The sequence below is a fragment of the Streptococcus sp. GMD4S genome (assembly GCF_000296955.1).
This window is the reverse complement of record NZ_AJRE01000029.1, coordinates 1-24,594: the sequence shown is the minus strand read 5'-3', so window position 1 is coordinate 24,594 and position 24,594 is coordinate 1. Positions and strand designations below refer to the sequence as shown.

At 44.7% G+C, this 24,594-nt stretch carries 26 protein-coding genes; 2 read left to right on the top strand and 24 right to left on the bottom strand.

What is annotated here, in order from left to right; translation table 11 throughout:
• Nucleotides 1-22 precede the first annotated feature (22 nt).
• The 24 genes from GMD4S_RS01155 to GMD4S_RS01035 form a co-directional block, all read right to left on the bottom strand.
• Nucleotides 23-1,297: a hydroxymethylglutaryl-CoA reductase, degradative gene (locus tag GMD4S_RS01155; protein ID WP_000704366.1), complete on the bottom strand. Its 1,275-nt coding sequence runs from the start codon at nt 1,295-1,297 to the stop codon at nt 23-25.
• Complete coding sequence (locus GMD4S_RS01150; protein ID WP_008289040.1) at nt 1,297-2,469, bottom strand: hydroxymethylglutaryl-CoA synthase; 1,173 nt, start codon at nt 2,467-2,469, stop codon at nt 1,297-1,299. Before GMD4S_RS01150 ends, GMD4S_RS01155 begins: the two co-directional genes overlap by 1 nt.
• Before the next feature lie 118 nt (nt 2,470-2,587).
• Nucleotides 2,588-3,043 carry a threonine/serine exporter family protein gene (locus tag GMD4S_RS01145; protein ID WP_000176909.1) on the bottom strand — a complete coding sequence of 152 codons (456 nt, stop codon included), beginning with the start codon at nt 3,041-3,043 and terminating at the stop codon, nt 2,588-2,590.
• 1 nt (nt 3,044) lies between these two features.
• Entirely contained in the window at nt 3,045-3,803 is a 759-nt protein-coding gene (locus GMD4S_RS01140; RefSeq protein WP_000344538.1) for a threonine/serine exporter family protein, read from the bottom strand.
• An 86-nt stretch (nt 3,804-3,889) separates the two neighbouring features.
• Entirely contained in the window at nt 3,890-5,791 is a 1,902-nt protein-coding gene (gene pknB / locus GMD4S_RS01135; RefSeq protein ID WP_000614522.1) for a Stk1 family PASTA domain-containing Ser/Thr kinase, read from the bottom strand.
• Complete coding sequence (locus GMD4S_RS01130) at nt 5,788-6,528, bottom strand: Stp1/IreP family PP2C-type Ser/Thr phosphatase (RefSeq protein WP_000401528.1); 741 nt, start codon at nt 6,526-6,528, stop codon at nt 5,788-5,790. The genes pknB and GMD4S_RS01130 overlap by 4 nt, the downstream gene beginning before the upstream one ends.
• 15 nt (nt 6,529-6,543) lie before the next feature.
• The gene (gene rsmB, locus GMD4S_RS01125) at nt 6,544-7,857 is read right to left on the bottom strand and encodes a 16S rRNA (cytosine(967)-C(5))-methyltransferase RsmB (protein ID WP_008289038.1); all 1,314 of its coding nucleotides are present in this window, start codon (nt 7,855-7,857) and stop codon (nt 6,544-6,546) included.
• Nucleotides 7,850-8,785, bottom strand: coding sequence for a methionyl-tRNA formyltransferase (gene fmt, locus GMD4S_RS01120; RefSeq protein ID WP_000163668.1), 936 nt, complete (start codon nt 8,783-8,785; stop codon nt 7,850-7,852). The genes rsmB and fmt overlap by 8 nt, the downstream gene beginning before the upstream one ends.
• A gap of 12 nt (nt 8,786-8,797) precedes the next feature.
• Nucleotides 8,798-11,194: a primosomal protein N' gene (locus GMD4S_RS01115; protein ID WP_000951902.1), complete on the bottom strand. Its 2,397-nt coding sequence runs from the start codon at nt 11,192-11,194 to the stop codon at nt 8,798-8,800.
• A 65-nt stretch (nt 11,195-11,259) separates the two neighbouring features.
• On the bottom strand, nt 11,260-11,574 hold the full coding sequence (gene rpoZ, locus GMD4S_RS01110; protein ID WP_002874282.1) for a DNA-directed RNA polymerase subunit omega: 315 nt from the start codon (nt 11,572-11,574) through the stop codon (nt 11,260-11,262).
• A 24-nt stretch (nt 11,575-11,598) separates the two neighbouring features.
• Nucleotides 11,599-12,225 (bottom strand): guanylate kinase, encoded by a 627-nt coding sequence (gene gmk, locus GMD4S_RS01105; RefSeq protein ID WP_000775041.1) that lies wholly within the window; start codon nt 12,223-12,225, stop codon nt 11,599-11,601.
• A gap of 134 nt (nt 12,226-12,359) precedes the next feature.
• Nucleotides 12,360-13,973: a ribonuclease Y gene (locus GMD4S_RS01100; RefSeq protein ID WP_000404967.1), complete on the bottom strand. Its 1,614-nt coding sequence runs from the start codon at nt 13,971-13,973 to the stop codon at nt 12,360-12,362.
• A gap of 203 nt (nt 13,974-14,176) precedes the next feature.
• Nucleotides 14,177-14,431 carry a Txe/YoeB family addiction module toxin gene (locus GMD4S_RS01095; protein WP_000924722.1) on the bottom strand — a complete coding sequence of 85 codons (255 nt, stop codon included), beginning with the start codon at nt 14,429-14,431 and terminating at the stop codon, nt 14,177-14,179.
• A 3-nt stretch (nt 14,432-14,434) separates the two neighbouring features.
• Nucleotides 14,435-14,689 (bottom strand): type II toxin-antitoxin system Phd/YefM family antitoxin, encoded by a 255-nt coding sequence (locus GMD4S_RS01090; RefSeq protein ID WP_000388572.1) that lies wholly within the window; start codon nt 14,687-14,689, stop codon nt 14,435-14,437.
• Nucleotides 14,690-14,821: 132 nt separating this feature from the next.
• Complete coding sequence (locus GMD4S_RS01085; RefSeq protein WP_000156373.1) at nt 14,822-15,919, bottom strand: nucleotidyltransferase; 1,098 nt, start codon at nt 15,917-15,919, stop codon at nt 14,822-14,824.
• A 9-nt stretch (nt 15,920-15,928) separates the two neighbouring features.
• Complete coding sequence (locus tag GMD4S_RS01080; protein WP_008279438.1) at nt 15,929-16,669, bottom strand: class I SAM-dependent DNA methyltransferase; 741 nt, start codon at nt 16,667-16,669, stop codon at nt 15,929-15,931.
• Between the two features lie 320 nt (nt 16,670-16,989).
• Nucleotides 16,990-17,343, bottom strand: a complete 354-nt coding sequence (gene rsfS / locus GMD4S_RS01070; protein WP_001003013.1) for a ribosome silencing factor — start codon at nt 17,341-17,343, stop codon at nt 16,990-16,992.
• On the bottom strand, nt 17,344-17,937 hold the full coding sequence (gene yqeK / locus GMD4S_RS01065) for a bis(5'-nucleosyl)-tetraphosphatase (symmetrical) YqeK (RefSeq protein ID WP_000331237.1): 594 nt from the start codon (nt 17,935-17,937) through the stop codon (nt 17,344-17,346).
• Nucleotides 17,937-18,566 carry a nicotinate-nucleotide adenylyltransferase gene (locus GMD4S_RS01060; protein WP_000963715.1) on the bottom strand — a complete coding sequence of 210 codons (630 nt, stop codon included), beginning with the start codon at nt 18,564-18,566 and terminating at the stop codon, nt 17,937-17,939. The genes yqeK and GMD4S_RS01060 overlap by 1 nt, the downstream gene beginning before the upstream one ends.
• 50 nt (nt 18,567-18,616) lie before the next feature.
• Nucleotides 18,617-18,928 (bottom strand): ribosome assembly RNA-binding protein YhbY, encoded by a 312-nt coding sequence (gene yhbY / locus GMD4S_RS01055; protein ID WP_000060171.1) that lies wholly within the window; start codon nt 18,926-18,928, stop codon nt 18,617-18,619.
• Nucleotides 18,929-19,141: 213 nt separating this feature from the next.
• Nucleotides 19,142-20,248 carry a ribosome biogenesis GTPase YqeH gene (gene yqeH / locus GMD4S_RS01050; RefSeq protein WP_000391169.1) on the bottom strand — a complete coding sequence of 369 codons (1,107 nt, stop codon included), beginning with the start codon at nt 20,246-20,248 and terminating at the stop codon, nt 19,142-19,144.
• Nucleotides 20,249-20,250: 2 nt separating this feature from the next.
• Entirely contained in the window at nt 20,251-20,778 is a 528-nt protein-coding gene (locus GMD4S_RS01045) for a YqeG family HAD IIIA-type phosphatase (RefSeq protein WP_000963745.1), read from the bottom strand.
• A 17-nt stretch (nt 20,779-20,795) separates the two neighbouring features.
• On the bottom strand, nt 20,796-21,704 hold the full coding sequence (locus GMD4S_RS01040) for a magnesium transporter CorA family protein (RefSeq protein ID WP_000899712.1): 909 nt from the start codon (nt 21,702-21,704) through the stop codon (nt 20,796-20,798).
• Between the two features lie 57 nt (nt 21,705-21,761).
• Nucleotides 21,762-22,322, bottom strand: a complete 561-nt coding sequence (locus tag GMD4S_RS01035; protein ID WP_001150569.1) for a mechanosensitive ion channel family protein — start codon at nt 22,320-22,322, stop codon at nt 21,762-21,764.
• Nucleotides 22,323-22,471: 149 nt separating this feature from the next.
• On the opposite strand from GMD4S_RS01035, the gene sstT reads away from it, so the two are divergent.
• Together sstT and GMD4S_RS01025 are read left to right on the top strand one after the other, a co-directional pair.
• Nucleotides 22,472-23,683, top strand: coding sequence for a serine/threonine transporter SstT (sstT, locus tag GMD4S_RS01030; RefSeq protein WP_000821325.1), 1,212 nt, complete (start codon nt 22,472-22,474; stop codon nt 23,681-23,683).
• A 49-nt stretch (nt 23,684-23,732) separates the two neighbouring features.
• The coding region (locus GMD4S_RS01025; protein ID WP_000060063.1) for an aromatic acid exporter family protein at nt 23,733-24,594 on the top strand (862 nt) is incomplete at its 3' end.

Here is a 24,594-nt window from a genome sequence, read left to right as displayed (position 1 = left end):
CAGACGAATTCGTCTGAGTTTTTTATGATCTTAAGTTTTCGAGATAGCGCTGGGCTGTCTCTAAGTTAAAGGTTTTCTCCGATATTAAGCGCTCAACTAGGGGAACAACTTCAGACTCGCTAGCACCAGCTAGTAGAGCTAAGGATTTGGCCTGCAACTTCATGTGGCCTTGCTGGATGCCCGTACTTACCAAGGCTTTGAGGGCCGCAAAGTTTTGGGCAAGACCGATGGACACGATAATTTGAGCTAATTCCTTGGCTGAAGGATTTCCTAGTAGTTCATGACTGAGGGCTACACGTGGGTTGAGTCCAATAGAGCCACCCTTTGTAGCTACCGGCATGGGTAATGTCATCTCACCAACCAATTCTTCTCTTTCCATGTCCAGCTTCCATTGACTAAGACCTTGATAGCGTCCATCTCGACTGGCAAAGGCATGGGCCCCAGCTTCGATAGCACGCCAGTCATTACCCGTGGCGATTAAAATGGCATCAATACCGTTAAAAATCCCTTTATTATGAGTAGCCGCTCTGTAAGGATCAGCCTGCGCAAACTGGCTAGCCAAGGCTATTTTCTCCGCAATTTCTCGTCCTTGGTCCCTTTGGGGACTCAAGTAGCGAAAGGCGATACGACAACTTGCTGTCACCAGAGAATCAGTCGCGTAGTTGGACAAAATTCCCATAAGACTCTGTCCTTGACTGAGTTCTTCTAAGACTGGCTTCAAGGCTTCCAGCATGGTGTTGAGCATATTGGCTCCCATGGCTTCCTGAGTATCAACATGGAGATAAACAACGAGAAAGTCTGTTTCACCTTTGATCTGCTCTACATGTAAATCACGCGCCCCGCCTCCACGTTTGACGATAGAAGGATAGGCTTGATTGGCAAGTTCCAAGAGTTCGGCTTTCTTGCTGGAAATCTTCTCTTGCGCTTGTTCAGGATCAGCAACTTGATAAAGGGCTACCTGCCCAATCATCTGGCGCTCATGTACTTGAGCAGTAAAGCCACCAGACCGCTTGATGATTTTACTTGCATAGCTGGCCGCAGCAACCACTGAGGGTTCTTCTGTCACATAGGGAACTGTATAGTCCTGACCGTTCACCAAAAGTTCTGGAATGATCGAATAAGGCAGAGAAAAAGTTCCTACCACATTTTCACTCAGCTGATCTGCAACAGCTAAGCTGACTTGTTCATCCTGCTCCAGACTTGTTTGCTTGTCAGGACTAAGGAGCGCCTGATCTCGCAACAACTCAAGGCGCTCATGGTATGATTTTTTAGAAAATCCATTCCAACTTATCTTCATTATTTTTCAACCTTGCTATATCGGCGTTGGTGGTCGACAATTTCCACCAAGGCATAGTCTTGATGTTCATAGCCTGCAAATTGGGCTGAGCCAGACTCATCCAACTGCACCTCTTCGAAGAAGACTTTTTCATAGTCTGCAACAGACAGTGCTGTACGTTGTTTGAGTTTGCTCAAGCGATCTTTGTCGAGATAGGCCTCATAGCCTTCGACCAATTCACCACTAAAGAACTCTGAAACCGCTCCACTTCCGTAGCTGTAGAGGGCAATTTTATCTCCAGCCTTCAAAGTTTCTGTATTTTCCAAAAGGGAGAGAAGGCCGAGGAAGAGGGAACCTGTATAGATATTTCCAATCATCTGACTGTAGAGAATGGACTTATCAAAGTTTTCTTGCAGACTATCCTTTTTCTCTTGAGATAAGTTCTTGTCCATCATCTTGCGCAAGCCTTTTAGGGCCAACTTAGGATAAGGCAAGTGGAAGCAGATAGCCGCAAAGTCATCCATAGTCCAATCATAGCGTTTCTTGTATTCATCCCAAGTCGTTGTCAGGCAATCAAGATACTGTTGGGTCGAGTACATGCCGTTTACATAAGGAGTGCTTGAATAGTTCGGACGCCAGAAATCCATGATGTCGCGCGTTTGGGCAACGTTATCATTGTTAAAGGCCATAATGCGCGGATTTTGGGTGATCAACATCGCCACACTTCCAGCACCCTGAGTTGGTTCGCCCGGAGTTCCGACACCATACTTGGCAATATCACTGGCAATAACCAAAACCTTAGACTCTGGAGAATTTTCCACATGCAATTTAGCATAATGAAGGGCAGCTGTCGCTCCATAGCAGGCTTCTTTGATTTCAAAGCTACGGGCGAAAGGCTGAATGCCTAATAGGCCATGAACAAAGACTGCCGCTGCCTTACTCTGGTCAATCCCTGACTCAGTCGCCACGATGACCATATCGATTTCTTCTTTTTCTTTGTCTGTTAAAATAGAGTTGCTTGCACTAGCTGCCAAGGTAACAATGTCCTCAGTCAGTGGAGCAATACTAATTTCATTTAACAAGAGTCCCTTGCTAAATTTTTCGGGGTCAACTCCCCTCGCTTCTGCTAAGTCTTGTAATTTCAAGACATATTGACTGGTCGCAAAACCAATCTTATCAATACCGATTGTCATATTTACCTCTGTTTTTTCATTCATTGTAAAAAATCGTTTCATTCTATTTTATCACAAATAGGAACAAAAGAGAGAAAAAAGACTTGATTCAACAAATCAAGTCTTTGCTTTGATTGTATTAGGAAGAGATTCCTCGTTGTTTTCGGATGTAGTAATAAAGCTTTAGAATCACCGTTCCACTTGCCATTCCAATGGAAATAACGAGGGCTAACATAACCACCAAAGTCGCGCTGGCAATAGCATGGCTGTAATCGCCTGTCACAAAGAAGGCAGTCGTCCGATAGGATAAATAACCTGGCACCAAGGGGGCAAGAATAGCCAAGACAAAGACCACCGCTGGTGTCTTATAGACAATACTTAAAATCTGACTGATGCAAGAGCCAATTACTGCTGCGATAAAGGTCGCGACAATAACATTGGTTGGTTCTTTGAGGACGAGATAGAGGAGCCAAACGCCCATTCCCAAAACACCACCAGGTAGGAGCATGGAGCGTTGAACATTCAGTACGATTAGAAAGGTGATAATGGCGAGTAAACTCGCCACTGCTTGGAGCAAAATACTTGTTAGAGTCATCTTATGTCATCAAAACCAGGGCGACAGAGGTGCCAGCCCCTAAAGCGAGGGTAATGAGCAAAGATTCAAACATCTTGCTCATACCAGAGTTGATATGGTTGGTCATGATATCCCGTACCGCATTTGTCAGAGCAATCCCTGGAACAAAGGGCATGACCGCTCCTGCTATAATCAGGTCTGCCGTCGAAGGAAATCCTGTATAGCGGGCCCAGAACTGGGCGATCAATCCGAAAACAAAGGCACCCGCAAAGGCCGTTACAAAAGGAATGCGGACAAACTTCTCGACGTAGAGAGAGAAGGCAAATCCAAATAAAGTTGCAATAGCTGCACCAAAAGCGTCATAAACATTGCCCCCAAACATAATCGAGAAGAAAGGGGCACTGAGGGTCGCTGCTACAGTCACTTGGAACTTTGTATAAGGAAGTGCTTGATCGCCGATTTCTTTCAGCTTTTTAAAGGCTGTCGAGAGATCAATCTGGCCACCGACAAGCTCCCGTGATACTTGATTGACATCGCAAACTTTTTCAATGTTATAAGAGGATGAGGTCACCCGTTTCATCCGAGAAATATTGGTGTTTTCAATAGAAAAGAAAATAGCTGCGGGCATGGCAAGAACATTGCAATCCAATATTCCCTGCGAATGGGCAATACGGATCATCGTATCCTCGACCCGATGAATCTCTGAGCCACTTTTCAGGAGAATGGTTCCTGCTAGCATAATCACATCAATGACGGCATTCAACTCTCTCGATTCGTCCATTTTCTCCTCCTTTTTCTACTCCCTATATTTTATCACAAAATCTTGTTAAAAAAAATCTTTGTCATGAAATCATGACAAAGATTCGTTTAATCTCGAGAACTTTCGTGAGTTCCTTCACTATTGGATGAACTGCTAGAAGGAGTGTTACCTTGTTGATTTCCTTGTTGGTTCCCCTGGTTTGGACTTGTAGGAGAACCCTGGTTCCCACGTTGGGCAGGATTAGAGGATGAAGTTGACGGTGGTGTTTTTGGTTTGTAGATGGAAAGTTTGATACGCGTACTTGCAAGATCAACCTGTTCTCCTGCTCTTGGCGTTTGACTTACAACAGTTCCTTCTGCCGTTCCTTCAGGAGCAGTCGATACTTCTACAACCTCAATATTCGCTTCCTTCACACCGACAATCTGAGTCAAGTTATTCTTTGTAAACTCGAGACTTGAACCGATGTAGTTCGGCATGCTGACACTAGTCACCTTCTTAGCCACTGTTAAGGTAATCGTAGTGGCTTTTGAGAGATCATAAGTCGAACCCGAAGCAGGGGTCTGTCTGATGACGATTCCAGGTTCGCTTTCATTGGATTCTTCCTCTTCCATCTTGATTAGATTTTCAGGAACCTTCTTCTCCTTGAGTTCAGCTACAACTTCCGTATACTTACGTCCGACATAATTGCTCAATTGGAAGGATTGCTTACCAGAAGAAACAATCAAATTGACCTTGGTTCCTTCTTTTCGGCCACTACCAGCTTCTGGATCCGTTCGAATAACACGTCCTTCTGCTACTGTATCGCTAGCTTCTGACTTTTCTTCACCAGCTTCAAACTTGGATTTTTTAAGAGCTTCCTTAGCCTCGGCAACGGTTTGTCCAGCCACATCAGGAATGGGAATCGTTGCAGGTGTTCTTGACAAAATCCAGACCAAAGAGGCTGCAACCAATAGAAGACTGGCCAAAAGAATCATATAGCGAGCCTTAAACTTCCGTTTCTTGGCTGGTTTTGGCGCTGGAGCCGGTTCTGCCACTGGTTGAGTTGGTTTCTTTAGCTGAGGGCGTTCTTCTTGCGCCGGAGCTTTAGGAATCGATGTTAGTGTACTTTGTGGGACTTTAGGTAAAGTCTTAGTGTCTGCCTTACTCGCATCGTCAAAGACCAGTTTCGGTTCATTGCGACGATTATAAGACAAGCTAGTTGACAAGTCCACATACATTTCAGAAACAGACTGATAACGGTCTGATAGCTTCTTAGCAGTTGCCTTGATGACAACATTTTCTAAAGCCTGAGGGACAGATGGGTTTTCAGCTATGACGGACGGAAGTGGCTTCTGGAAATGCTGGAGGGCAATCGTAACCGCGCTATCCCCATCATAAGGGATATGTCCCGTCAGCATTTCATAGAAGATAATCCCCATTGCATAGATATCACTCTGGAAGGTCGCTTTAGAACCACGCGCTTGCTCAGGTGACAAATAATGAACAGAGCCTAACATTGAGTTTGTCTGGGTCAGACTGGTCTCTGCAAAGGCTACGGCAATCCCAAAGTCCGTGACCTTAGCTGTGCCGTCAGGTGTCAAGAGGATATTTTGAGGTTTCAAATCCCGGTGAACGATTCCTCGAGTATGGGCTAAGCGCATGGCCAAGAGGATTTGCCCCATAATCCGAACTGCTTCTTCATTTGAAAGAGGATAGTGTTCTTTGATATAACGCTTGAGGTCAAGGCCTGCTACGTATTCCATAGCCAGGTACTGTTGACCATCTTCCTCACCAATATCTGTTATCCGAACGATATGAGGATGGTCCAGATCCGCCATGGCTCTCGCTTCACGTTGGAAACGTGCCACAGCAATTGGGTCTGTCTGGTAGTTAGTCCTCAGGACCTTCACTGCCACTTCTTCCCCGTCTAGGATCAAATCCTTGGCCAAGTAAACATCTGCCATGCCTCCTCGACCAATCTGCTTGACAATCCGATACCGCCCGGCAAAAATCTTGCCGATTTGGATCATTCTGCTGCCTCCTCGTTCATGTAAACAAGGGCAACCGTAATGTTGTCTAAACCTCCTGCATTGTTAGCGAAGCGAATGAGGGTTGTCGCCTTGTCTGCTAGGGAAATATCACTGGTTACGATATCATAAATCTCGCTTGCCGAAATCATATTGGTCAAACCATCACTATTGAGCAAGAGATAATCTCCTGACTCCAGTGTAATCATCCCAAAATCTGGCTGGATTTCATCTTTTTGTCCGATAGACTGGGTGATGATATTCTTTTGAGGGTGAGTTTCTGCTTCTTCTGGAGTCAATTGACCAGCCTTGAGCAATTCATTGACCAAAGAATGGTCACTTGTCAACTGGTGGTATTCTTCTCCACGAATCAAACCGATACGAGAATCTCCAATGTGAGCATAGATGGCTTGGTTGTCAATAAACGCAACAGCTTCTAGCGTTGTTCCCATACCTCTGTAGGCTTCGTCCTGACCTAGTTGATGAATTTTTTGATTTTCAATCTCCAGGTAGTGGGCAAACCACTCACGAACTTCATTGACTGAGTCAATTTGAGTATCCACCCAAGCCACACCAAGGTCTGTTACCGCCATCTCACTAGCGATATTTCCTGCACGGTGTCCTCCCATCCCGTCAGCCAAGATGATCATAGTGCGTCCTGCTCGGTTGACAAAGTGATTGACATAGTCCTGATTATTTGTCCGTTTCTGACCAACATCTGTTAATAATGCTATTTCCATTGTGTCAGTTCCTTCCTATTCTGATATCTTGCGAAATTGGCTGATAAAGAATCCATCACTTCCATACAATTCAGGAGTAATCAGGATGCAGCCATCTTTCAGGATATCTTTACATTCGTGTTCTAGTTTAACCTGCTCGAACTCGGGATGACTTTCTAAAAATGCTTCAACAACTTGAAAGTTCTCCTCAGAGACAATAGTACAGGTACTATACGTTATTATACCACCTTTACGTAGTGTTTGACAAACACTACCTAATATTTCCAGCTGAATTTCCTGTAAGGACGTGAAATCTGCTGTTTCTTTATTGTATTTGATGTCTGGTTTGCGACGTAAAAGTCCAATCCCAGAACAGGGAGCATCTACCAAAATCTTATCAAAAGAATCCCGACCGAAAAACTCATGAACCTTTCTGGCATCCAATTTTTGCGTTTGCACTCGTTCTGCCACACCTAAACGCTCCGCATTTTCTTGGATCAAGTCCAACTTATGGTCATACAAGTCCAGAGCAGTTACCTGACCTGTAGCGAGATAAGAAGCTATATGAGCTGTTTTTCCACCCGGAGCGGCACAGGCATCCAGGACCTGCTCATCGCCTTGTAGATCAAGAGTCGGAGCAACCAGTTGACTGGACTCGTCTTGGATGGTTATAGCCCCTTCTGCGAACAAATCATGTCCTGCAAAGTGGCCTTGCTCCTTGACCAGACCAGTGGCCGCTAAAGGGGAATTGGTCGCCTCTAACAAAGCTTTGATTTCCTCTTTTCGGCTCAAGTTGGTCACCCGGATGCTAGCTTTGTTGCGCACCAAGAGACTTTTAAAGATGGCTTGTGCTCTCTCTTCACCGTATTCTTCCTTGAGTTTAGACACGAGCCAAACTGGGAGAGAATAGGCAATGGAATCACGCTTGTTTTTGCGTTTGATACTGTCAATGTCTGGCCAGCCTTCTCGCAAGATACGACGAAGGACGGCGTTGACTAATTTTTCACTGCCTTTTTTACGCGCTTTGGCTAGTTCCACTGCTTCATTAACAACAGCGTGATTAGGAATCTTATCCAGATACCGAAGTTGGTAAGCGCTCAGAAGGAGCAGGATATAGAGCCAGTTATCTAGCTTATCCCGGTCTTCGATAAAGTGGGACAGGTACCATTCCAGAGTCAGTTTTCGGGCTACCGTACCGTAGACAATCTCTGTCACCAACCCCTTATCTGTTGCTGAGAGGTGACTGCACTTGAGGTGTTTGTTTAAGGCAATATTGGAGTATGCTTGGTTGATAAAAACATCCTCTAATACTGCTAGAGCTAGACTTCTAGCCGTTTCTACTTTAGTCACCAAATCGTTCTCCTACAGTCAATGTCCGTCCAACTCCGTTGAGGAAGGAAGCAATGTCCATCTTAGGCTTCCCAGCTGGCTGCACTTGCTTGAGAGATAGAGCTCCTTCAGCCGTTGCGACAATCAATTCCTTTTTGCCAATAGAGAGGATCTCACCTGGATTTCCCTGACCTTCTACTGGTAGGGCTTCATAAATCTTAAAGCGGTCTCCTTTAAGAAAAGTATGGGCAACAGGCCATGGATTCATCCCTCTGATTTGGTTAAAGAGTTGGCGATTGGTTTTAGTCCAATCCAGTTTCTCTTCCTCTGGCTTGATATTTGGCGAGAAAGTGACTTGACTAGGATCTTGTAGTTCAGGTTGGATTTCTCCTGCTAGGTAGCCAGGTAGCGTATCCAAAAGCAAATCGCGACCAACGATTGCCAATTTTTCAAACAAGGTGCCGACATTGTCCTCGTCTGTGATAGGAATGCTACGACGGGAAATCATATCACCTGCATCCATTTCTTTAACCATTTCCATGATGGTCACACCAGCTTCCTCATCCCCTTGAATCAGGGCATAATGAATGGGAGCTCCACCACGGTGTTTGGGAAGAAGGGAAGCGTGAACATTGACCGCAAAGTCCATGCTATCAAGGAGTTTACTTGGGAGAAATTGCCCAAAAGCAGCAGTGATAATCCCATCAGCTCCTAGCTTCATAATGTCTTCCATCTCTGGACTTCCAGATAATTTTTCAGGTTGGTAGATAGGAAGACCTGCTTCTTTGGCGGCCTGCTTGACTGGGGTTTCTTGGATCACTTTTTTACGGCCAACAGCGCGGTCTGGCTGGGTCACAACAGCCAGAATCTCGTAACGGTTGTCTGATAACAACCCCTTCAAAACTGTCGCTGAAAAATCAGGTGTCCCCATAAAGATTAGTTTTGTCATTTCTTCTCCTTCTTATAAAAATTGCTGCGGTTCGTGGTCAATGCTGAGACGAAGCTCGCTATTTTCACGTTCTTGAGTCAAGGCCAAGACCTGATTGAGGGTTGGACCCAGCTCATCTTCTAAACGGTATTTAATCAAAATCTGGTAATGATAAAGGTTGTGGGTACGGGCGATTGGTTTTGGCGTTGGTCCAAGGATTTTACTAGTTTCCGATAAACCTGATCGCAAAATTCCCATGACTTCATAGGCACGTTTGACGACCTCTTCTTCTTTCTTGTGAGAGAGGGTAATCCCAATAGTGAAATAATAAGGCGGATAGCCGAGTTGGCGTCTGATACTCATTTCATAGGCATAAAAACCTTCATAGTCTTGGTCTTTGGCAAATCGAATGGCATAGTGCTCCGGATTGTAAGACTGGATCAAGACCTGCCCAGCTTTTTCCGCACGGCCTGCACGGCCTGCCACCTGAGTTAAGAGTTGGAAGGTTCTCTCGGAAGAACGGAAATCAGGCAGATTCAAGGCCGTATCCGCATTGAGCACTCCGACCAAGGTCACATTGGGAAAATCCAAGCCCTTAGCAATCATCTGAGTTCCCAGCAAGATATCTGCTTCACCTTGGCCAAACTGGTCAAGAAGAGCTTGGTGACTGCCTTTCTTGCGGGTCGTATCCACATCCATCCGCAGAATGCGAGCCTGAGGAAAGAGTTCTGCCAGTTCATCGTAAGCTTTCTGAGTCCCCGTCCCGTAGTAACGAATACTGCGGCTTTGACAGTTGGGACAGACATGAGGAATCCCCTTTGAAAATCCACAGTAATGGCAGTTCATGGTCTTGGTATCCATGTGGAGAGTCAGAGAAATATCACAGTTGGGACAGCTATCTACCGTTCCACACTCCCGACACATAACAAAACTAGAATAACCCCGACGGTTGAGCATGAGGACTGCCTGTTCTTTTTTATCCAAACGGTCTCGAATGGCCTCTAGCAAAGGAGGCGTAAAGTTTGATGTCTCATTCTGCCCGATATAGTCCCGAAAGTCAATCACTTGAACTTCAGGAATAGTGGCTAAAGGATTGGCCCGTTGGGTCAGACGTAAGTGTTGATAGACACCTTTTCCAGCACGCGCACGGCTCTCTAAGCTCGGTGTCGCTGAGCCAAGGACTAGGGCTGCTTGATTGTACTGGGCCCGTAGAATGGCGACCTCTCTAGCATGATAACGGGGATTGCTGTCTTGTTTGTAGCTAGCTTCATGCTCTTCGTCGATAATTATAACACCTAGATTTTTCAAAGGAGCAAAGATAGCTGATCGAGCGCCAACAACAACTTGGGCATCGCCACGCTCAACCTTGCGCCATTCGTCGTACTTTTCACCATTGGACAGGCCTGAGTGAAGAATGGCTACTTTCTCACCAAATCGAGCAATAAAACGCTCCGTCATTTGTGGCGTCAGAGAAATCTCAGGCACCAGCAAAATAGCCGTCTTACCCTTATCCAAGGCTCCTTGGATAATCTGCAAGTAAACCTCCGTTTTCCCACTTCCTGTAATCCCTTGAAGGAGGAATGGAGGCTGTTGACTACCAATAGCACTGACAACCGCATCGCGAGCTTGTCTTTGCTCTGGGTTCAGCTCCAAAGGTGTACTTGCTTCAATGCCTTCAAAATAAGCAGCTGAACGTTGCACTTCCTTTTGGACTAGAGTTAAAGCTCCTTGCTCCACAAAAAAGTTGACTTGCTCCCGTGAGTAGGATTCTAACAAGCTAGCCAGAGGAGCACTTTCAGGATGAGACAGCAGATAATCTCTCAGCTCTGCCTTTTTCTTAGCACGCGCAGAAATCTCAATCCGCTCTAGCTGAGTAGCATCAACCTCATACCAAGACTGGGTCTTGACCTTCTTTTGATCGACTGCCTGGTATTCTAAGCGGAGCAGACCTTTCCTAGTCAAGCGCATCATCTCAGCTTGCTTAGCAAGGTCTAAAGAAGAAAAGACTAGCGAATCTTCTGAACCAAACAAGCGCTCTTTGTCTGCCTGACTCAGACCTTCCAGAGGATAGAGAATCTTGTCATAGCTAGAATTCAGAAATCCTGGAAGCATAGCTTTTAGAATGGAGATTTTATAAGAAAAGACGGACTTGCGTAACTCCTCAGCCAACCAGAGTTGCTCCTGAGTCAAGACAGGAGAAAAATCTAGCACCTCTGCAATCTCCTTCAAGTCCTGACCTTCCATCTCTTCATCCGACTGGGACTCCAGGCCAAGCACAATCCCTTGTATCAAACGATTACCCTTTCCGAAGGGGACATGAACCCGCATACCGACTTCCAGCATCTCTACAAATTCCTCAGGGACCTTATAACTATAGGGCTGGTCCGTCTGCATAAGGGGAACATCCACAATAATCTTTGCGATTGCCATCTTCTCACCTCCTCCTTGTCAGTACATTCTTGCAATAGAAAAAATAAGATTGAGTCCCCCCAACCTTAAATTTTTTCACCATCTTCTTTTTCTTTAGCGATTTGCTCTTTGATTTTCTTTTCTTCTTCTTCTTTGCGGCGTTTTTCTTCTTCGATACGGAGACGAACCGCTTCACGTTTTCCTTCTGGATCTGGGTGAATGGTTACATTTCCAGACTCGATTTCTTCCAAAGCACGAAGAGTTGATTTTTCAGACTTAAACTCTTGAGTTGCTGGCGCTCCTGCTTCTAGTTCGTGGGCGCGTTTTGCTTCCAAGATTACGAGTGAATATTTTGATGGTACCTTGTCCAGCAAGGTATCAATAGAGGGTTTTAACATCATTTGCTTGTACCTGTTTCCTATAGTTTATCGAGTAGTTGGAGATTTTGGCAACATCTCCTGGTAGTGACCAATGACACGGTCCACACGGAAGTGTTCTGCTTCGATCACACGCTTGACACGTTCAGCAGCGAGGGGCACCTGATCGTTGACAATGGCATAATCATACTCACGCATGAGGGCAATTTCTTCCTTGGCTTTTTCGATTCGTTGGGCAATCACTTCAGCGCTATCTGTTCCACGACCTACCAAACGATCTTGCAATTCATCCAAATCTGGTGGCGTTAGAAAGATAAAGACAGCATCTGGAACCTTTTTCTTAACCTGAAGGGCTCCTTGGACTTCAATCTCAAGAAAGACATCGATTCCCTTGTCCAGAGTTTCATTGACATAGGTCAGAGGAGTTCCATAGTAGTTACCGACATATTCTGCATATTCCAACATCTGACCTTGACGGATCAGCTCTTCAAACTCTTCACGAGTACGGAAGAAATAGTCCACTCCATCCACTTCACCAGGACGTTGCGCACGCGTCGTCATCGATACAGAGTATTGAAATTGATTCTCAGAACTCTCAAAAATCTCTCTTCTAACCGTTCCTTTCCCAACTCCTGAAGGACCAGAAAAAACGATTAGCAAGCCTCGGTCTGCCATTATGTCTCCTTTAGTTAGTCTGTGAAATAAAGTAAAATTTCTCTCGGATACTGATGATAGTGTCAGTTATCCTTCTACAGTCTTTCTATCTAGTGTAACAAAAAAGCAGTAATTTTTCAACTGCTCTTTCTTATTTATTTAGCATAATCTACTGCACGAAGTTCGCGAATCACGGTTACCTTGATATTTCCTGGGTAATCGAGATTGTTTTCAATTTTCTCACGAACTTTGTGAGCCAAGATTGTGACTTTGTCGTCTTTGATTTGTCCTGGATTAACCATGATACGGATTTCACGCCCTGCTTGAAGGGCAAAGCTATTTTGCACTCCTTCAAAGCCATTTGCGATTTCTTCCAAATCATGGAGACGCTTGATGTAGCTTTCAAGAGACTCGCTACGAGCACCTGGACGCGCTGCACTCAAGGCATCTGCTGCAGCAACGATCACTGCAATGACGCTTTCGGCTTCGACATCGCCGTGGTGGCTAGCAATGGTATTCACCACAACTGGGTGTTCCTTGTACTTACGAGCCAACTCCGTACCAATCTCAACGTGGCTACCTTCAACCTCGCGGTCAATAGCTTTTCCGATGTCATGAAGGAATCCAGCACGACGGGCAAGAGCTGCATTTTCACCAAGTTCACTCGCGATGATACCAGATAACTTAGCAACTTCAATCGAATGACGCAAGACATTTTGTCCATATGAAGTACGGAACTGCAAGCGTCCCATGATCTTCATCAAGTCTGGATGAAGGTTTGGCGCACCAATCTCGTAAGCAGCAGCCTCACCATATTCACGGATTTTATTGTCAATCTCCTGACGGTTTTTCTCCACCAACTCCTCGATACGAGCTGGGTGGATACGGCCATCCTTGAGCAACATTTCCATGGTCATACGAGCAATTTCACGACGAATCGGATCAAATCCTGACAAGGTTACTACTTCTGGCGTGTCGTCAATGATGACATCTACCCCTGTCAAACTTTCAAAGGTACGAATATTGCGTCCTTCACGACCGATAATGCGCCCCTTCATGGTATCGTCTGGTAAGTGAACTGTAGAGTTTGTTGACTCCGCTACATACTCACCAGCGATACGCTGCATAGCCTGAACCAAGATATCTTTCGCGATCTTGTCTGAACGTTCCTTCACTTCTTGCTCTGCCTCACGAATGCGGCTAGCAATTTCCTTGGTTAAGTTTTCCTCTGTCTGAGCCAAGATAATATCTCGAGCCTCAGTTTGGGAAAGGGAACCGATACGTTCAAGTTCAGCTTCTTTTTGTCTTTCGACTTCCTCTAATTGCTCTTCACGTGCATCAAGGTTTTTTGCTCTATCAGAAATACTTTGTTCTTTTTGTTCAAGTGTTTTTTCTTTGTTCGTCAAATTGTCGTCTTTGCGGTCAAGGCTCGTAGCTCTCTCCGTCAAACGACTTTCGATTTGCTTGAGTTCCTGACGTTCTGACTTAAATTCAGCGTCCACTTCTTCACGGTATTTTCTGGCTTCCTCTTTGGCCTCCAATAGTGCTTCTTTTTTAAGAGACTTGCTTTCGCTCTTGGCTTCATTTAGCAATAAATCCGCTTCGCGCTCAGCTTGTCCTCGTAAATTAGTTGCTTCTTGTTCAGCATTTAGAAGCATCAACTCTGCAGCCTCTTGAGATGATTTCATCTTAGCTGAGATGCTGACATATCCAATGACTAAACCAATGATGACGGCAAAAACAACAATCGCAAGTGTCATGATTTCCATGTTTTTACCTCATTAAATTTGTTTATCGAATGACATACATTCCTTAATATTCTATCACAAAAAACCGATTTTCACAAACCCAAATTGAAGAGTTTTGTGTGAATTTTTGAAGAAATCCCTTAGATTTTCAAGTAAAATTAAGAATCTTTAAAAATTTAAATTTCCACGAAAAACGAAGCAAAAAAGCCTACCTTTCAGTAGACTTAGTAATGATCTTTGAAGGACAAGAAAGCCACGCTATCTCCATCTATTATATAAATCAAGCGATTTTCTGCATCAATGCGCCGCGACCAAGCTCCTTGATAGTCATACTTGAGTGGTTCTGGTTTCCCCATTCCTACAAAAGGATCGCGTTGAATATCCTTGATTAATTTATTGATCCTTTTTAATGTTTTCTTATCTTGGTTTTGCCAATAGCAATAATCCGCCCAGGCATCTTCTGTAAATTTGAGCAGCATTCCTCACTCCTCAATCACATGCACCTGAGTGCTTCCAGCACGAACTTGAGCCATTCCTCGCAAGACCTTGTCAGAAAGTTCCTTATTTTGAGCGATTCTCAGGGTTTCCTGAATACTATCCCACTCGCTCTTTGAAAGGACTACAATATCCTCATCTGGATTTTTATTGACCACCGTCAAAGGCTCAAATTCATCATTTACCTTCTTCATGTAGTCCTTTAAATGATTTCGGAATGTTGAATAAAGAACTGCTTCCATAACCATACCTCGTTTTACCTCTTTTCCACTATTATACACAAAAAGAAAGAAATTGTCAGGAACTTGTACAAGATTTTTCTTTTCTATCTATTTATTCGAAAATATTCTAAAAAAGCCTACCTTTCAGTAGACTTAGTTTGTTTCTATTCTAATCGGAACCCTGCCAAAATTCTGTTCTGCTATACTTGGGTGTCCTAGTTGGTAAATCTGGTCTGCCTTTTGAGTCATAGCATCCCAAGGTTCTTTGCCAATTCGACTGACTAGATGGACCTGGCCTTTCAGAGACTTGAGGTGTTGTCTGCCTTTTTCAGTAAAGCCAAGGACATGGATGCCTTCTGGCAAGTCGCTTTCTCTGGCCTGCACCAAGATATAGGTCAAGAGTCGTCGTACACGCGCCTTGGTATAACGCTTTGTCGCAACCGCCTCGACCAATTCGTCAACAGACTGGGCTGTTTTGATAGCTTCCTTGATACGCACAGCCATTTCTTGATTGACCTGATAGATGGTGGTTAGGTCTGGATTTGACAAGATTTGATAGCGGAGCAAGGTAAAATAGTCATCCCAACTCACCCTACACGCCAACTCAAAGAGGTCAAGAGAAGGCATAAAGCGTTCTAAGAAATCTTGGTCTGATTGATGCTGACGGAGGGCTGTTGCTGAGGCAAAGTCCACTTCCTTGTCCACAGAATGATAACCAGCCCCCTGACGCTGAATCGGATGGAGTTTGATTCTACGTCCCGCAACCCCCTTGGCATAGGCCAAAGCTAGAACATGATTGGGTGTATTGCCTGAAAAATCAAGACCTGCAAATTCCTTCCACATGGCTTGGGTTTTCTGAGGATAGGAAAGGGAATCAGGCAGATTTTCCACAAATTTCTCCATCTCAGTGCCTTGCTCCGTGTATAGGTCAGCAATTTTCTGATAATCCAGAACTTCCTCCGTCCCGAAAGCGAGGGTATCAATGCCCAAGCGAGCCAAGATATCCACAGCTCCTTGGCCAAAGAAATCTGCCGCCTGAACACTGACTAAAAAGGGCAATTCCACTACCAGATCTGCTCCATTTTCCAGCGCCATCTGAGCCCGTGTCCACTTGTCTACGATAGCAGGTTCTCCACGCTGCATGAAATTCCCAGACATGGCAACGATTTTCAGTCCCTCCGCCTGCTCAAGCAAGTATTTGTGCCCATTATGAAAAGGATTGAACTCTGCGATAATACCTGTGATGGTCATGATGTTCTCCTACTTCTGCGCGACAAAAAACCAACGGGTGCTGGTTTCTGTTGGCTCCTTGTCCTCAAAGTCCGCATAGAGTTTGAAAGACTTGAAACCAGCCTGCTCCAGCAAAATATCATAGGTCAAAACTTCATAGGTCCGCTCCTCATGCACTTCATCGTGACGACTAAAGGAACCGTCAGCCTCCTTGATAAAGAAAGTCAACTCATGCACGATGGAGTGAGGAGCTTCGTCCTCATAGGTATCCCAAAGCATGGCAAAATCTTCCGCATTTTCATGGTAGGAATAGCCTGGAAAAACCTCATCTGTCTGGTAGGTCGAATGCACATCAAAGATGAATACTCCGTCTTCATTGAGGGCATTATACACTTCTTTAAATACGTCCCCTACCTCCACCTCATCCTGCATGTAGCAGATAGAGTCCGAGTAACACGTAACAAAGTCGTACTTACCAGCCTTGGATAAATCCAGCATATTACCTTCGATAAAATCAATCTTTTGCTTGGCTGAAGTAGCTCTTTTCTCCGCAATCTTCAGCATATCAGCGCTCAAGTCAAGTCCTGTCACATCAAAACCAGCTTGAGAAAAGCGGACAGACTGGATACCTGTTCCACAAGCCAATTCCAAGAGTTTCTTTCTCTCCTTGGTCTTTGGCAAATGACGGAGGGAAAAATCCGTCCATTTATCGTATAAACTGTCATCCATGACCGCATCATAAACAGCCGCAAAGGTTTCATAAGTTGCCATAATCATGATACCAAGTCCGCCCGTAATCGGAATGAAAATTAGGAGCTTGACGATGGAGCCGAGCTCCAAGGAAGGCTATCTATTTTCCGACGATTACAGGACGGGTTCAAATCCTTTCTAAGATACAAAGAGCGTTAAAGACTAAGAGAAAATAGGAAACTTTCTGCTGTATCATCAGATACAAAGGAAGTTACTCTTTTTCTCGCAGCTTTTAGCTCGTGTTCAGTTTCAAGATCAACCAAACACGTCGCCCTCACCTTTCCATCAATTTCTTTTAAAATAAGCAAAGAAACCCAGTTGACTGCAACTGAGTTCATATCCTATGCTAAGGCTTCTGAAATGTCTATTGAGCTCGCCTCATGCCATAGTTTTTCTAAGTTATAATGGGCACGCATTTCTTCTGAGAAGATATGCACAACGACACCACCGAGGTCTAGCAAAACCCAGCCTCCAGCTGCATCGCCTTCGACATGGCTGCCTTTAACACCAGCTTCGGCTACTTTTTCACGGATATTGTCAGCGATAGCATCCAACTGGCGGCTATTCATTGAGCTCGTGATGACAAAGTAGTCCGTCACGCTGGTCAAATCTTGTACATCAAGTGCGAGGATATCCTCCGCACGTTTCTCATCAGCCGCTTTCACGACTAGTTCTAGTAATTCTTTTTCGTTCATTTAGTCCTCTTTCAAATAGTGCACAAAGGCGTTATAGGTTTCAAGGGTTTGGGGATAGATGGGTAATCCCTGATGAGCTAGATGCTCCACGGTACGAGCTGTTTCGTAGGCCACTGCCTTATTGAGCGATAGCTCAGCAATTTCACGCGCCACATCCACACCTGGAAAGGCGCGGTTATGCTCGATATAATCTGCAACGTAGACAACCTTGTCTAGGTCTGTCATCTGACCAGCACCGACTGTATGGATTTCAATAGCTCGCAGGATTTCTGAATCATGCAAATCCAAATCTTCCTGAATCTTGTAGATACCAACCATGCCATGCCAGACATTATTGCCCCAGTTTTTGAGGTCAGGGTCTAGCTGATAATGGTCAATCAAGTCTAGAAATTCCTGATCTGACAGCTTTTTAGCATAATCATGAAGAAGGCCTGCTAGACCAGCTTTCTCGGCATCGACTCCAAATCGTTTCGCAAGTTCTATGGCTGCACGCTCTACACCCAGACAATGGGTTAAGCGTTTTTCAGGCAGAAGCTCTGCCATTTTTTTCAACAAAGCCTCGCGGGAGCAGTTGATATAGTCTTGGTATGCCATCAGTAAAGCCCCTCCTTCTCGATGTAGTCTAGCACTGGCTGAGGTAGGAGAAAGTTAGGTTTCCGACCTTGGGCAATGAAGTCACGCACCATGCTGGACGAGATGTCCATGAGAGGCACATCCACCCAGATAACTGGATAGGAAGTCCCTGCCTTGTAGCGTGGACGCTGAACCCCTACAAACTGAACCATGTCGACCAGCTCATCAATTCGGTACCACTTAGGCAGATAGTCCACCATATCAGCCCCGATAATGAAGTAATAATCCGTATCTGGATGTTGCTCTGTCAAAATCTTCATGGTGTCGTAGGTGTAGGAAATGCCCTTACGCTCTAACTCAATGGTTTCAATGTCCAGACCTTCAATCCCCTCAATCGCCAACTCAAGCATCTTGAGCCGATGGTGCTCGGGAATGGTTTCCTTTTTATCTACATGAGGTGGTTGGTATTCGGGCATAAGCAGGACCTGATCTAGTCCCAACTGTTGTCGTACTTGGTCCGCCACAACAAGATGGGCATTGTGAACAGGGTTAAAATTTCCGCCTAAAATCCCGACTTGTTTGCGTTTTTTCTCCTTGATTTCTGGCTCCAACTCTACCTTGGTAAAGGGAGTCAATAATTCGATTGCCATAGGCTCGTCTTCCTTTAATTCTCTGTATAAACAGTTGTTTGGAGTAGGTTTTAGATTTCTTTGACTTTCTTGGAAATCTTGCGATTTTCTTTCTTGCTAGATTGTTTATACAAAATCAAGATGCGTCCGATTTTTTGGACCGTATCCACACCGATTTCTTCTTCCAAGATTTCAGCTACTTCGTGGATGTTTTCATCTGTGTTTTGCAAGAGCGTAACTTTAATCAATTCGCGAGCGTCAAGAGCTTGACGGACGCTGGTTTTGATTTGGTCGTTGAGACCATTTTTCCCGATTTGGATGATGGGTTTGAGGGTGTGTGCCTGGCTGTTGAGGAAGGCACGTTGTTTTGATGTTAATGACATAATTTCTTAAAAAGAGTTTCTTTTAATACTTTTCTGAAGTGGTGACGGACGTCAGCAAAGTCCTTCGGACTTTCATGACTAAAATTTGAGCCTAAGGTCTCAAATTTTCCGCAGTTGGTACAACTCCTTGTACCAACTGACACCACGGCGAAAAGTATTCGTTATGGGCTCGCAGAGCTCGCCCTAATCCAGACAACTCTTTCCTTTCTGTGTTTAAATGATTGCTTTGCGTGTGACGACGGCGACGCCTTCTGGTGCCCAGACGGCGACTTTGGCGGTGCCTGTTACGCGGATCCAGCCGAGTCCTGAGATGACTAGGTCTGTCTTGTCCTTGATGGTAAATACATGTTGGACTAGTTTTGGAAAATCTTCTTTTTCTTTGCTATTTGGTGGTGTGAGAAGAGTTCCCAGATGCTTGTCATAAAAGGCACTAGCGCCTTCTAGCTTGGTACGGTGGAGTTTGAGTTCATTGTCAAAGAAGGCTGTGAATCCTTGCTTTTCTCCTGATATGAAGTCAAAGCGTCCGAGACCACCTAGAAACAGGGTTTGTTCAGGGTTAAGCTGATAGGTTTTTGGCTTGATTTCCTTTTTAGGGCTGACATACTTGAGGTTTTTAGCCGTCAAGTAGTGGGCCATCTGGTGGCGGTGGATAATCCCCGGTGTATCGTAGATATAAGACCCGTCGTCAAGCGGGATCTCAATCTTGTCCAAGGTTGTCCCTGGAAAGCGTGAAGTCGTAATGACATTCTGATCACCCGTTATTTCTTGAATAATGGAATTGATGAGGGTTGACTTTCCAACGTTGGTTACCCCAACTACGTAGACATCGCGGCCCTTACGATAATGCTCAATCTTATCAATGACTTCTTTGATGGCATGCTTGTTTTGGGCTGAAGTCAGGACAACATCTACTGGACGAAGCCCTTCTTCGTGGGCACGTTCCATGAGCCACTGACTAATCTTGCTTGGCTTAACTGACTTGGGCAGGATATCTTTTTTATTTCCCACCAAGAGGACATCATTGCCCGATACAAAACGTGGTAAGCCTGGGATGACAGAGCCATTAAAGTCAAAGATATCAATGACATTGACCACCAAGGCATCACTGTCTCCCACCTCGTGCAAGAGTTTGAGAAAATCATCGTCTGTCAACTGGACATCCGTGATTTCATTGTAGTGACGGAGACGGAAACAACGTTGGCAATAGACTTCGCCAGTCTCCAAACCTTTTTCAAGTGCCGACTGGGGGGTAAAGCCAAGTCCAGCCTTGTCTGTCGTCTGAATGGCTGCTCCACAACCAATACAGAGAATTTCTTCCATAGTTAGATTCCTTTTTTATATGTAATCGGTCCGTACTTTTCAGTGATTTTTCGCATGACACGGCGCTCGCGAACTCGGTTAATCTGCGTTTTGATAGAGTCATGTTGGACCAAGGGCTTGACCAAGATCGAGCGAATACCTGCACGGTGAGCTGCTCGTATATCCGTCATAAGTTGGTCGCCGACCATGACCACTTCATTTTTCTCATAGTGGAATTCCTTCATGGCACGGTCAATCCCAAAAGTGAAAGGCTTCAAGGCCCAATAAACGTAATCAATCCCAAACTTCTCAACTGCGCGTTGTACCCGTTTTTTGGTATTATTTGAAACAACAATGATGCGAATACCTGCATCACGAAGGTCATGTAGCCATTGCTTCATCTCTGGCGTCCCATCAGGGTTGTTCCAAGCAATGAGGGTATTGTCCAAATCGACCAAAACAGCCTTGATCCCCTGCGCCTGCAGACTTGGGACTGTCAGATCATAAACTGCTTCCACAGCAAAATCTGGCATGTAATTTTCAATCGCCATTCTGGCTCCTTTTCTTTTTAATTTCTAGCAATATTCTTTAAATATTGGGCTAAGACTACCCATAAAATGAGACTAGCTAGCAAAATATAAATCCAAGCATTTGGTTCATTTGCAAACGGTAAGGGAACATTCATTCCGAAGAATCCTGTAATAACCGCAAGGATAGCTAGTAAGACTGAGATAATTGTCAAAGTTGTCAAATTATCATTTAGATTATTATTTAGGATGTTGTTGTAAGAGGCTGAGAGTTGTTGCAAAACTTGAGAAATCAAGTCTGTCATCGAAACCAACTGATGCGCTTCAATCATGGCATCGTCAAACTGTTCTCTCTCAACTTCGTTAAAACTGCGATAAAGGGCATGTCCTTGGATATGTTCCAAGAGGAGACGATTTTGTTTGGCAGCAGCAGTCAGGTAAACCATACCAGTTTCCAAGTCAGAGAGAGCAAAAAGATTTTTTTTAGTTGTTTTTTGACGAAGAAGTGCACTGATTTCATCCTTACCTTTATCCATCTCTTCAATCACTGGATAATAAGCATTGCTAATAATCTCTAAACTGGCAAAAAGAAATTTGTAGATTGAAACAACTTCATGGCTTTCAAGGTAGGATGCCATTCGTTTAATCACATAACTATTCTTGTGGTTGCTAATTGTGATCAGCCGTTGTTTTTCAACGATAAAGGTCATCGGAATCGCTTCATAATATTCTTTGTCTTTTTCTAAGTCAAGAACATTATAAATGAAGGTTACCGTTCCCGTTTCACGGTGATAGTCCATGTGGGCACGCTCATTTCTATCCAGAGCATACTCGATGGTTTCCTTGTCCAATCCATAGACATCCGAAAGGTCTTCCATGTTTTTAATCTTGTCTACATCAAGGTCTATCCACGTACAATCGTGACCTAATTTTTTCTCTACAAATAGCATACTCTCTCCTTTACCAAACTCCTTCTATTGTACCACAAATCTGCTAAAATAGCCGGCCTATTCAGTACGAGATAGATTGCTGACGACGGTGATATTACGATTTGGAACAAAGTGAAGGGCTTGATCGTCACCTCGCAGTTGAGTTGTACGGATCCCTACGCTAACGACCTTTCCAGAAACGGTAATCGGTCCATTTGTGAGAACCACTTCATCGCCCACATCAAGCTGGCGTTCAAAGAGGATGAAAAAGCCATTGATGACATCGGATAGAAAGCCTTGCGCCCCCATACCAATGGCCACCCCGGCAATCCCCGCACCAGCAAGGAGGCTAGAAACTGGCAAACCTAAAATAGACAGGATACAGTAGAGCAGAAAGAAATAAAGAATGTAGTTAAAGACATTCTCCAGCAAACGGGAGATAGTCTTTTGTCTTCCTGCATCTCGATTGGAAAATTTAAGCGAGGGCTTGACAATCTTTCGTACAGTTGCATGAAGCATCTTTTTAGCTATATAAAATAGTAAAAACAAAATCAAAAGAGAAATCACCTTGGTCAAGAGATTCTCTAATATGGTTGTTAAATCAAGTTTATCAAAATAGCGTTGAAAAAAATCTTGCATATAAAACTCCTTTTCCCTATTATACCATAAAATCGCCCTTCTCTTTTCTTTCATAATTATTCAATTATCGGCCCTATTTTCAAAATATCACTTGCCTATATAGCATATTTATACTATAATTATAAACAATACATTTGAAGGAGACTGCTATGAAACGAATCATTAGAGCCTGGACCAAGGCAAGCCTCATCAAACGAATCCTTATTGGAATGATCTTGGGAGCTACATTAGGAATGCTCTTTCCAAACCTTACAGGAATTGGCCTGCTTGGAGATCTCTTTGTAGGTGGACTGAAAGCCATCGCTCCTATTTTGGTTTTTGCCCTTGTTGCCAATGCCCTTTCCCAACACCAAAAGGGACAAAACACCAATATGAAGACGGTTATTTTCCTATACTTGCTCGGAACCTTTGCTGCTGCATTGGTAGCCGTTCTAGCTAGTTTCTTACTGCCTGTACAAATCACCCTGACCAACGCAAATACAGAAGTTGCTGCTCCTGACGGTATTGGTCAAGTCCTCAGCAATCTACTACTCAAACTGGTGGACAATCCCTTGAATGCCATTGTTGAAGCCAACTATATCGGGATTCTCTCTTGGGCAGTTATCTTTGGCTTGGCTATGAGAGAGGCAAGTAAACACAGTAAAGAATTACTGAAAACCATGGCGGATGTCACCTCTAAAATCGTAGAATGGATTATCAACCTAGCTCCCTTTGGGATTTTAGGCTTGGTTTTCAAGACCATCTCTGACAAGGGCATTGCTAGTTTGGCTAACTACGGTGTCCTCCTAGGACTTTTGATTGCTACTATGGCCTTTGTTGCTCTCATCATCAACCCGCTCATCGCCTTTCTCTTTATGAGGAAAAATCCCTATCCCCTTGTTTTGAAATGTCTACGTGTCAGTGGTATTACAGCCTTTTTCACTCGTAGCTCTGCCGCCAATATCCCTGTCAATATGAAACTCTGCCAAGACTTGGGACTGAATCCTGACACCTACTCTGTCTCCATCCCGCTTGGTTCGACCATCAATATGGCTGGCGCTGCAGTTACCATAAATGTCCTGACCCTGGCTGCTGTCAACACACTCGGAATCTCGGTAGACTTTGGGACAGCATTTGTGCTCAGTGTCGTGGCTGCCATTTCTGCCTGCGGGGCCTCTGGAATCGCTGGGGGATCCCTTCTCCTCATTCCTGTAGCTTGTAGCCTCTTTGGGATTTCCAACGACTTGGCTATGCAGGTTGTCGGAGTCGGTTTTGTGATCGGAGTCGTGCAAGATTCCTGCGAAACAGCCCTGAACTCTTCAACAGATGTCCTCTTTACAGCGGTTGCCGAGTATGCTACAAACCGAAAACTTCGCCCCTAGTCTCTGACTCCTCGTTAAACACTTGATTCTATTAGTTTAGGAAATTTTCATGTCTCTCACTCAACGCACGACCAAACTGGTCTTAGCGACCTGTCTCGCTTGTTTACTCGCTTATTTTTTAGATTTATCATCAGCAGTTTCAGCTGGAATCATCGCTCTCTTAAGCCTCTCCGACACACGCAGAAGCACGCTGAAATTAGCACGTAACCGCCTCTTTTCCATGCTCCTAGCGCTGGCTATCGGTGTTCTAGCCTTTCAGCTGACAGGTTTTCACATCTGGAGCCTGGGCCTCTATCTGGCTCTCTATGTACCTCTTACTTACAAAATGGGCTGGGAAATCGGCATCACCCCTAGCAGTGTCTTGGTCAGCCATCTCTTGGTACAGGAGTCTACCTCTCCAGAGCTCTTGCTTAATGAAGTGCTCCTCTTTCTCATCGGGACAAGCTTTGCTCTATTGGTCAACCTTTATATGCCCTCTCGTGAGAAAGCCATCCAAAGCTACCACCTTCAGGTCGAGGAAAAGTTAAAAGACATCCTGCTTCGCTTTAAATACTATCTGTCAAGAGGAGACGGACGCAATCAAGCCCAACTCGTTGACCAATTAGACAAGCTCCTCGATGAAGCTCTTAAACTGGTCTACCTGGATCACTCGGATCATCTCTTTCACCAGACGGACTACCACATCCATTACTTTGAGATGAGACAGCGACAAAGTCGCATCCTGCGAAATATGGCCCAGCAGATCAATACCTGTCATCTGGCCGCAAGTGAGAGTTTGATCTTGGCCCAGCTCTTTTCTAAGATTGCTGCCCAGCTAAGTCAGACCAATCCTGCTCATGACCTACTTGATGACATCGAACGCTATCTGCAAGTCTTCCGCAATCGGAGTCTCCCTAAAACACGTGAGGAGT

Excerpts from the sequence above, each read along its gene's own strand:
- GMD4S_RS01155 (WP_000704366.1), bottom strand. The coding sequence starts at position 1,297 with ATGAAGATAAGTTGGAATGGATTTTCTAAAAAATCATACCATGAGCGC.
- GMD4S_RS01150 (WP_008289040.1), bottom strand. The coding sequence starts at position 2,469 with ATGACAATCGGTATTGATAAGATTGGTTTTGCGACCAGTCAATATGTC.
- GMD4S_RS01145 (WP_000176909.1), bottom strand. The coding sequence starts at position 3,043 with ATGACTCTAACAAGTATTTTGCTCCAAGCAGTGGCGAGTTTACTCGCC.
- GMD4S_RS01140 (WP_000344538.1), bottom strand. The coding sequence starts at position 3,803 with ATGGACGAATCGAGAGAGTTGAATGCCGTCATTGATGTGATTATGCTA.
- pknB (WP_000614522.1), bottom strand. The coding sequence starts at position 5,791 with ATGATCCAAATCGGCAAGATTTTTGCCGGGCGGTATCGGATTGTCAAG.
- GMD4S_RS01130 (WP_000401528.1), bottom strand. The coding sequence starts at position 6,528 with ATGGAAATAGCATTATTAACAGATGTTGGTCAGAAACGGACAAATAAT.
- fmt (WP_000163668.1), bottom strand. The coding sequence starts at position 8,785 with ATGACAAAACTAATCTTTATGGGGACACCTGATTTTTCAGCGACAGTT.
- GMD4S_RS01115 (WP_000951902.1), bottom strand. The coding sequence starts at position 11,194 with ATGGCAATCGCAAAGATTATTGTGGATGTTCCCCTTATGCAGACGGAC.
- rpoZ (WP_002874282.1), bottom strand. The coding sequence starts at position 11,574 with ATGATGTTAAAACCCTCTATTGATACCTTGCTGGACAAGGTACCATCA.
- gmk (WP_000775041.1), bottom strand. The coding sequence starts at position 12,225 with ATGGCAGACCGAGGCTTGCTAATCGTTTTTTCTGGTCCTTCAGGAGTT.
- GMD4S_RS01100 (WP_000404967.1), bottom strand. The coding sequence starts at position 13,973 with ATGGAAATCATGACACTTGCGATTGTTGTTTTTGCCGTCATCATTGGT.
- GMD4S_RS01095 (WP_000924722.1), bottom strand. The coding sequence starts at position 14,431 with ATGCTGCTCAAATTTACAGAAGATGCCTGGGCGGATTATTGCTATTGG.
- GMD4S_RS01090 (WP_000388572.1), bottom strand. The coding sequence starts at position 14,689 with ATGGAAGCAGTTCTTTATTCAACATTCCGAAATCATTTAAAGGACTAC.
- GMD4S_RS01085 (WP_000156373.1), bottom strand. The coding sequence starts at position 15,919 with ATGACCATCACAGGTATTATCGCAGAGTTCAATCCTTTTCATAATGGG.
- GMD4S_RS01080 (WP_008279438.1), bottom strand. The coding sequence starts at position 16,669 with ATGGCAACTTATGAAACCTTTGCGGCTGTTTATGATGCGGTCATGGAT.
- rsfS (WP_001003013.1), bottom strand. The coding sequence starts at position 17,343 with ATGAACGAAAAAGAATTACTAGAACTAGTCGTGAAAGCGGCTGATGAG.
- yqeK (WP_000331237.1), bottom strand. The coding sequence starts at position 17,937 with ATGGCATACCAAGACTATATCAACTGCTCCCGCGAGGCTTTGTTGAAA.
- GMD4S_RS01060 (WP_000963715.1), bottom strand. The coding sequence starts at position 18,566 with ATGGCAATCGAATTATTGACTCCCTTTACCAAGGTAGAGTTGGAGCCA.
- yhbY (WP_000060171.1), bottom strand. The coding sequence starts at position 18,928 with ATGTCATTAACATCAAAACAACGTGCCTTCCTCAACAGCCAGGCACAC.
- yqeH (WP_000391169.1), bottom strand. The coding sequence starts at position 20,248 with ATGGAAGAAATTCTCTGTATTGGTTGTGGAGCAGCCATTCAGACGACA.
- GMD4S_RS01045 (WP_000963745.1), bottom strand. The coding sequence starts at position 20,778 with ATGGCGATTGAAAATTACATGCCAGATTTTGCTGTGGAAGCAGTTTAT.
- GMD4S_RS01040 (WP_000899712.1), bottom strand. The coding sequence starts at position 21,704 with ATGCTATTTGTAGAGAAAAAATTAGGTCACGATTGTACGTGGATAGAC.
- GMD4S_RS01035 (WP_001150569.1), bottom strand. The coding sequence starts at position 22,322 with ATGCAAGATTTTTTTCAACGCTATTTTGATAAACTTGATTTAACAACC.
- sstT (WP_000821325.1), top strand. The coding sequence starts at position 22,472 with ATGAAACGAATCATTAGAGCCTGGACCAAGGCAAGCCTCATCAAACGA.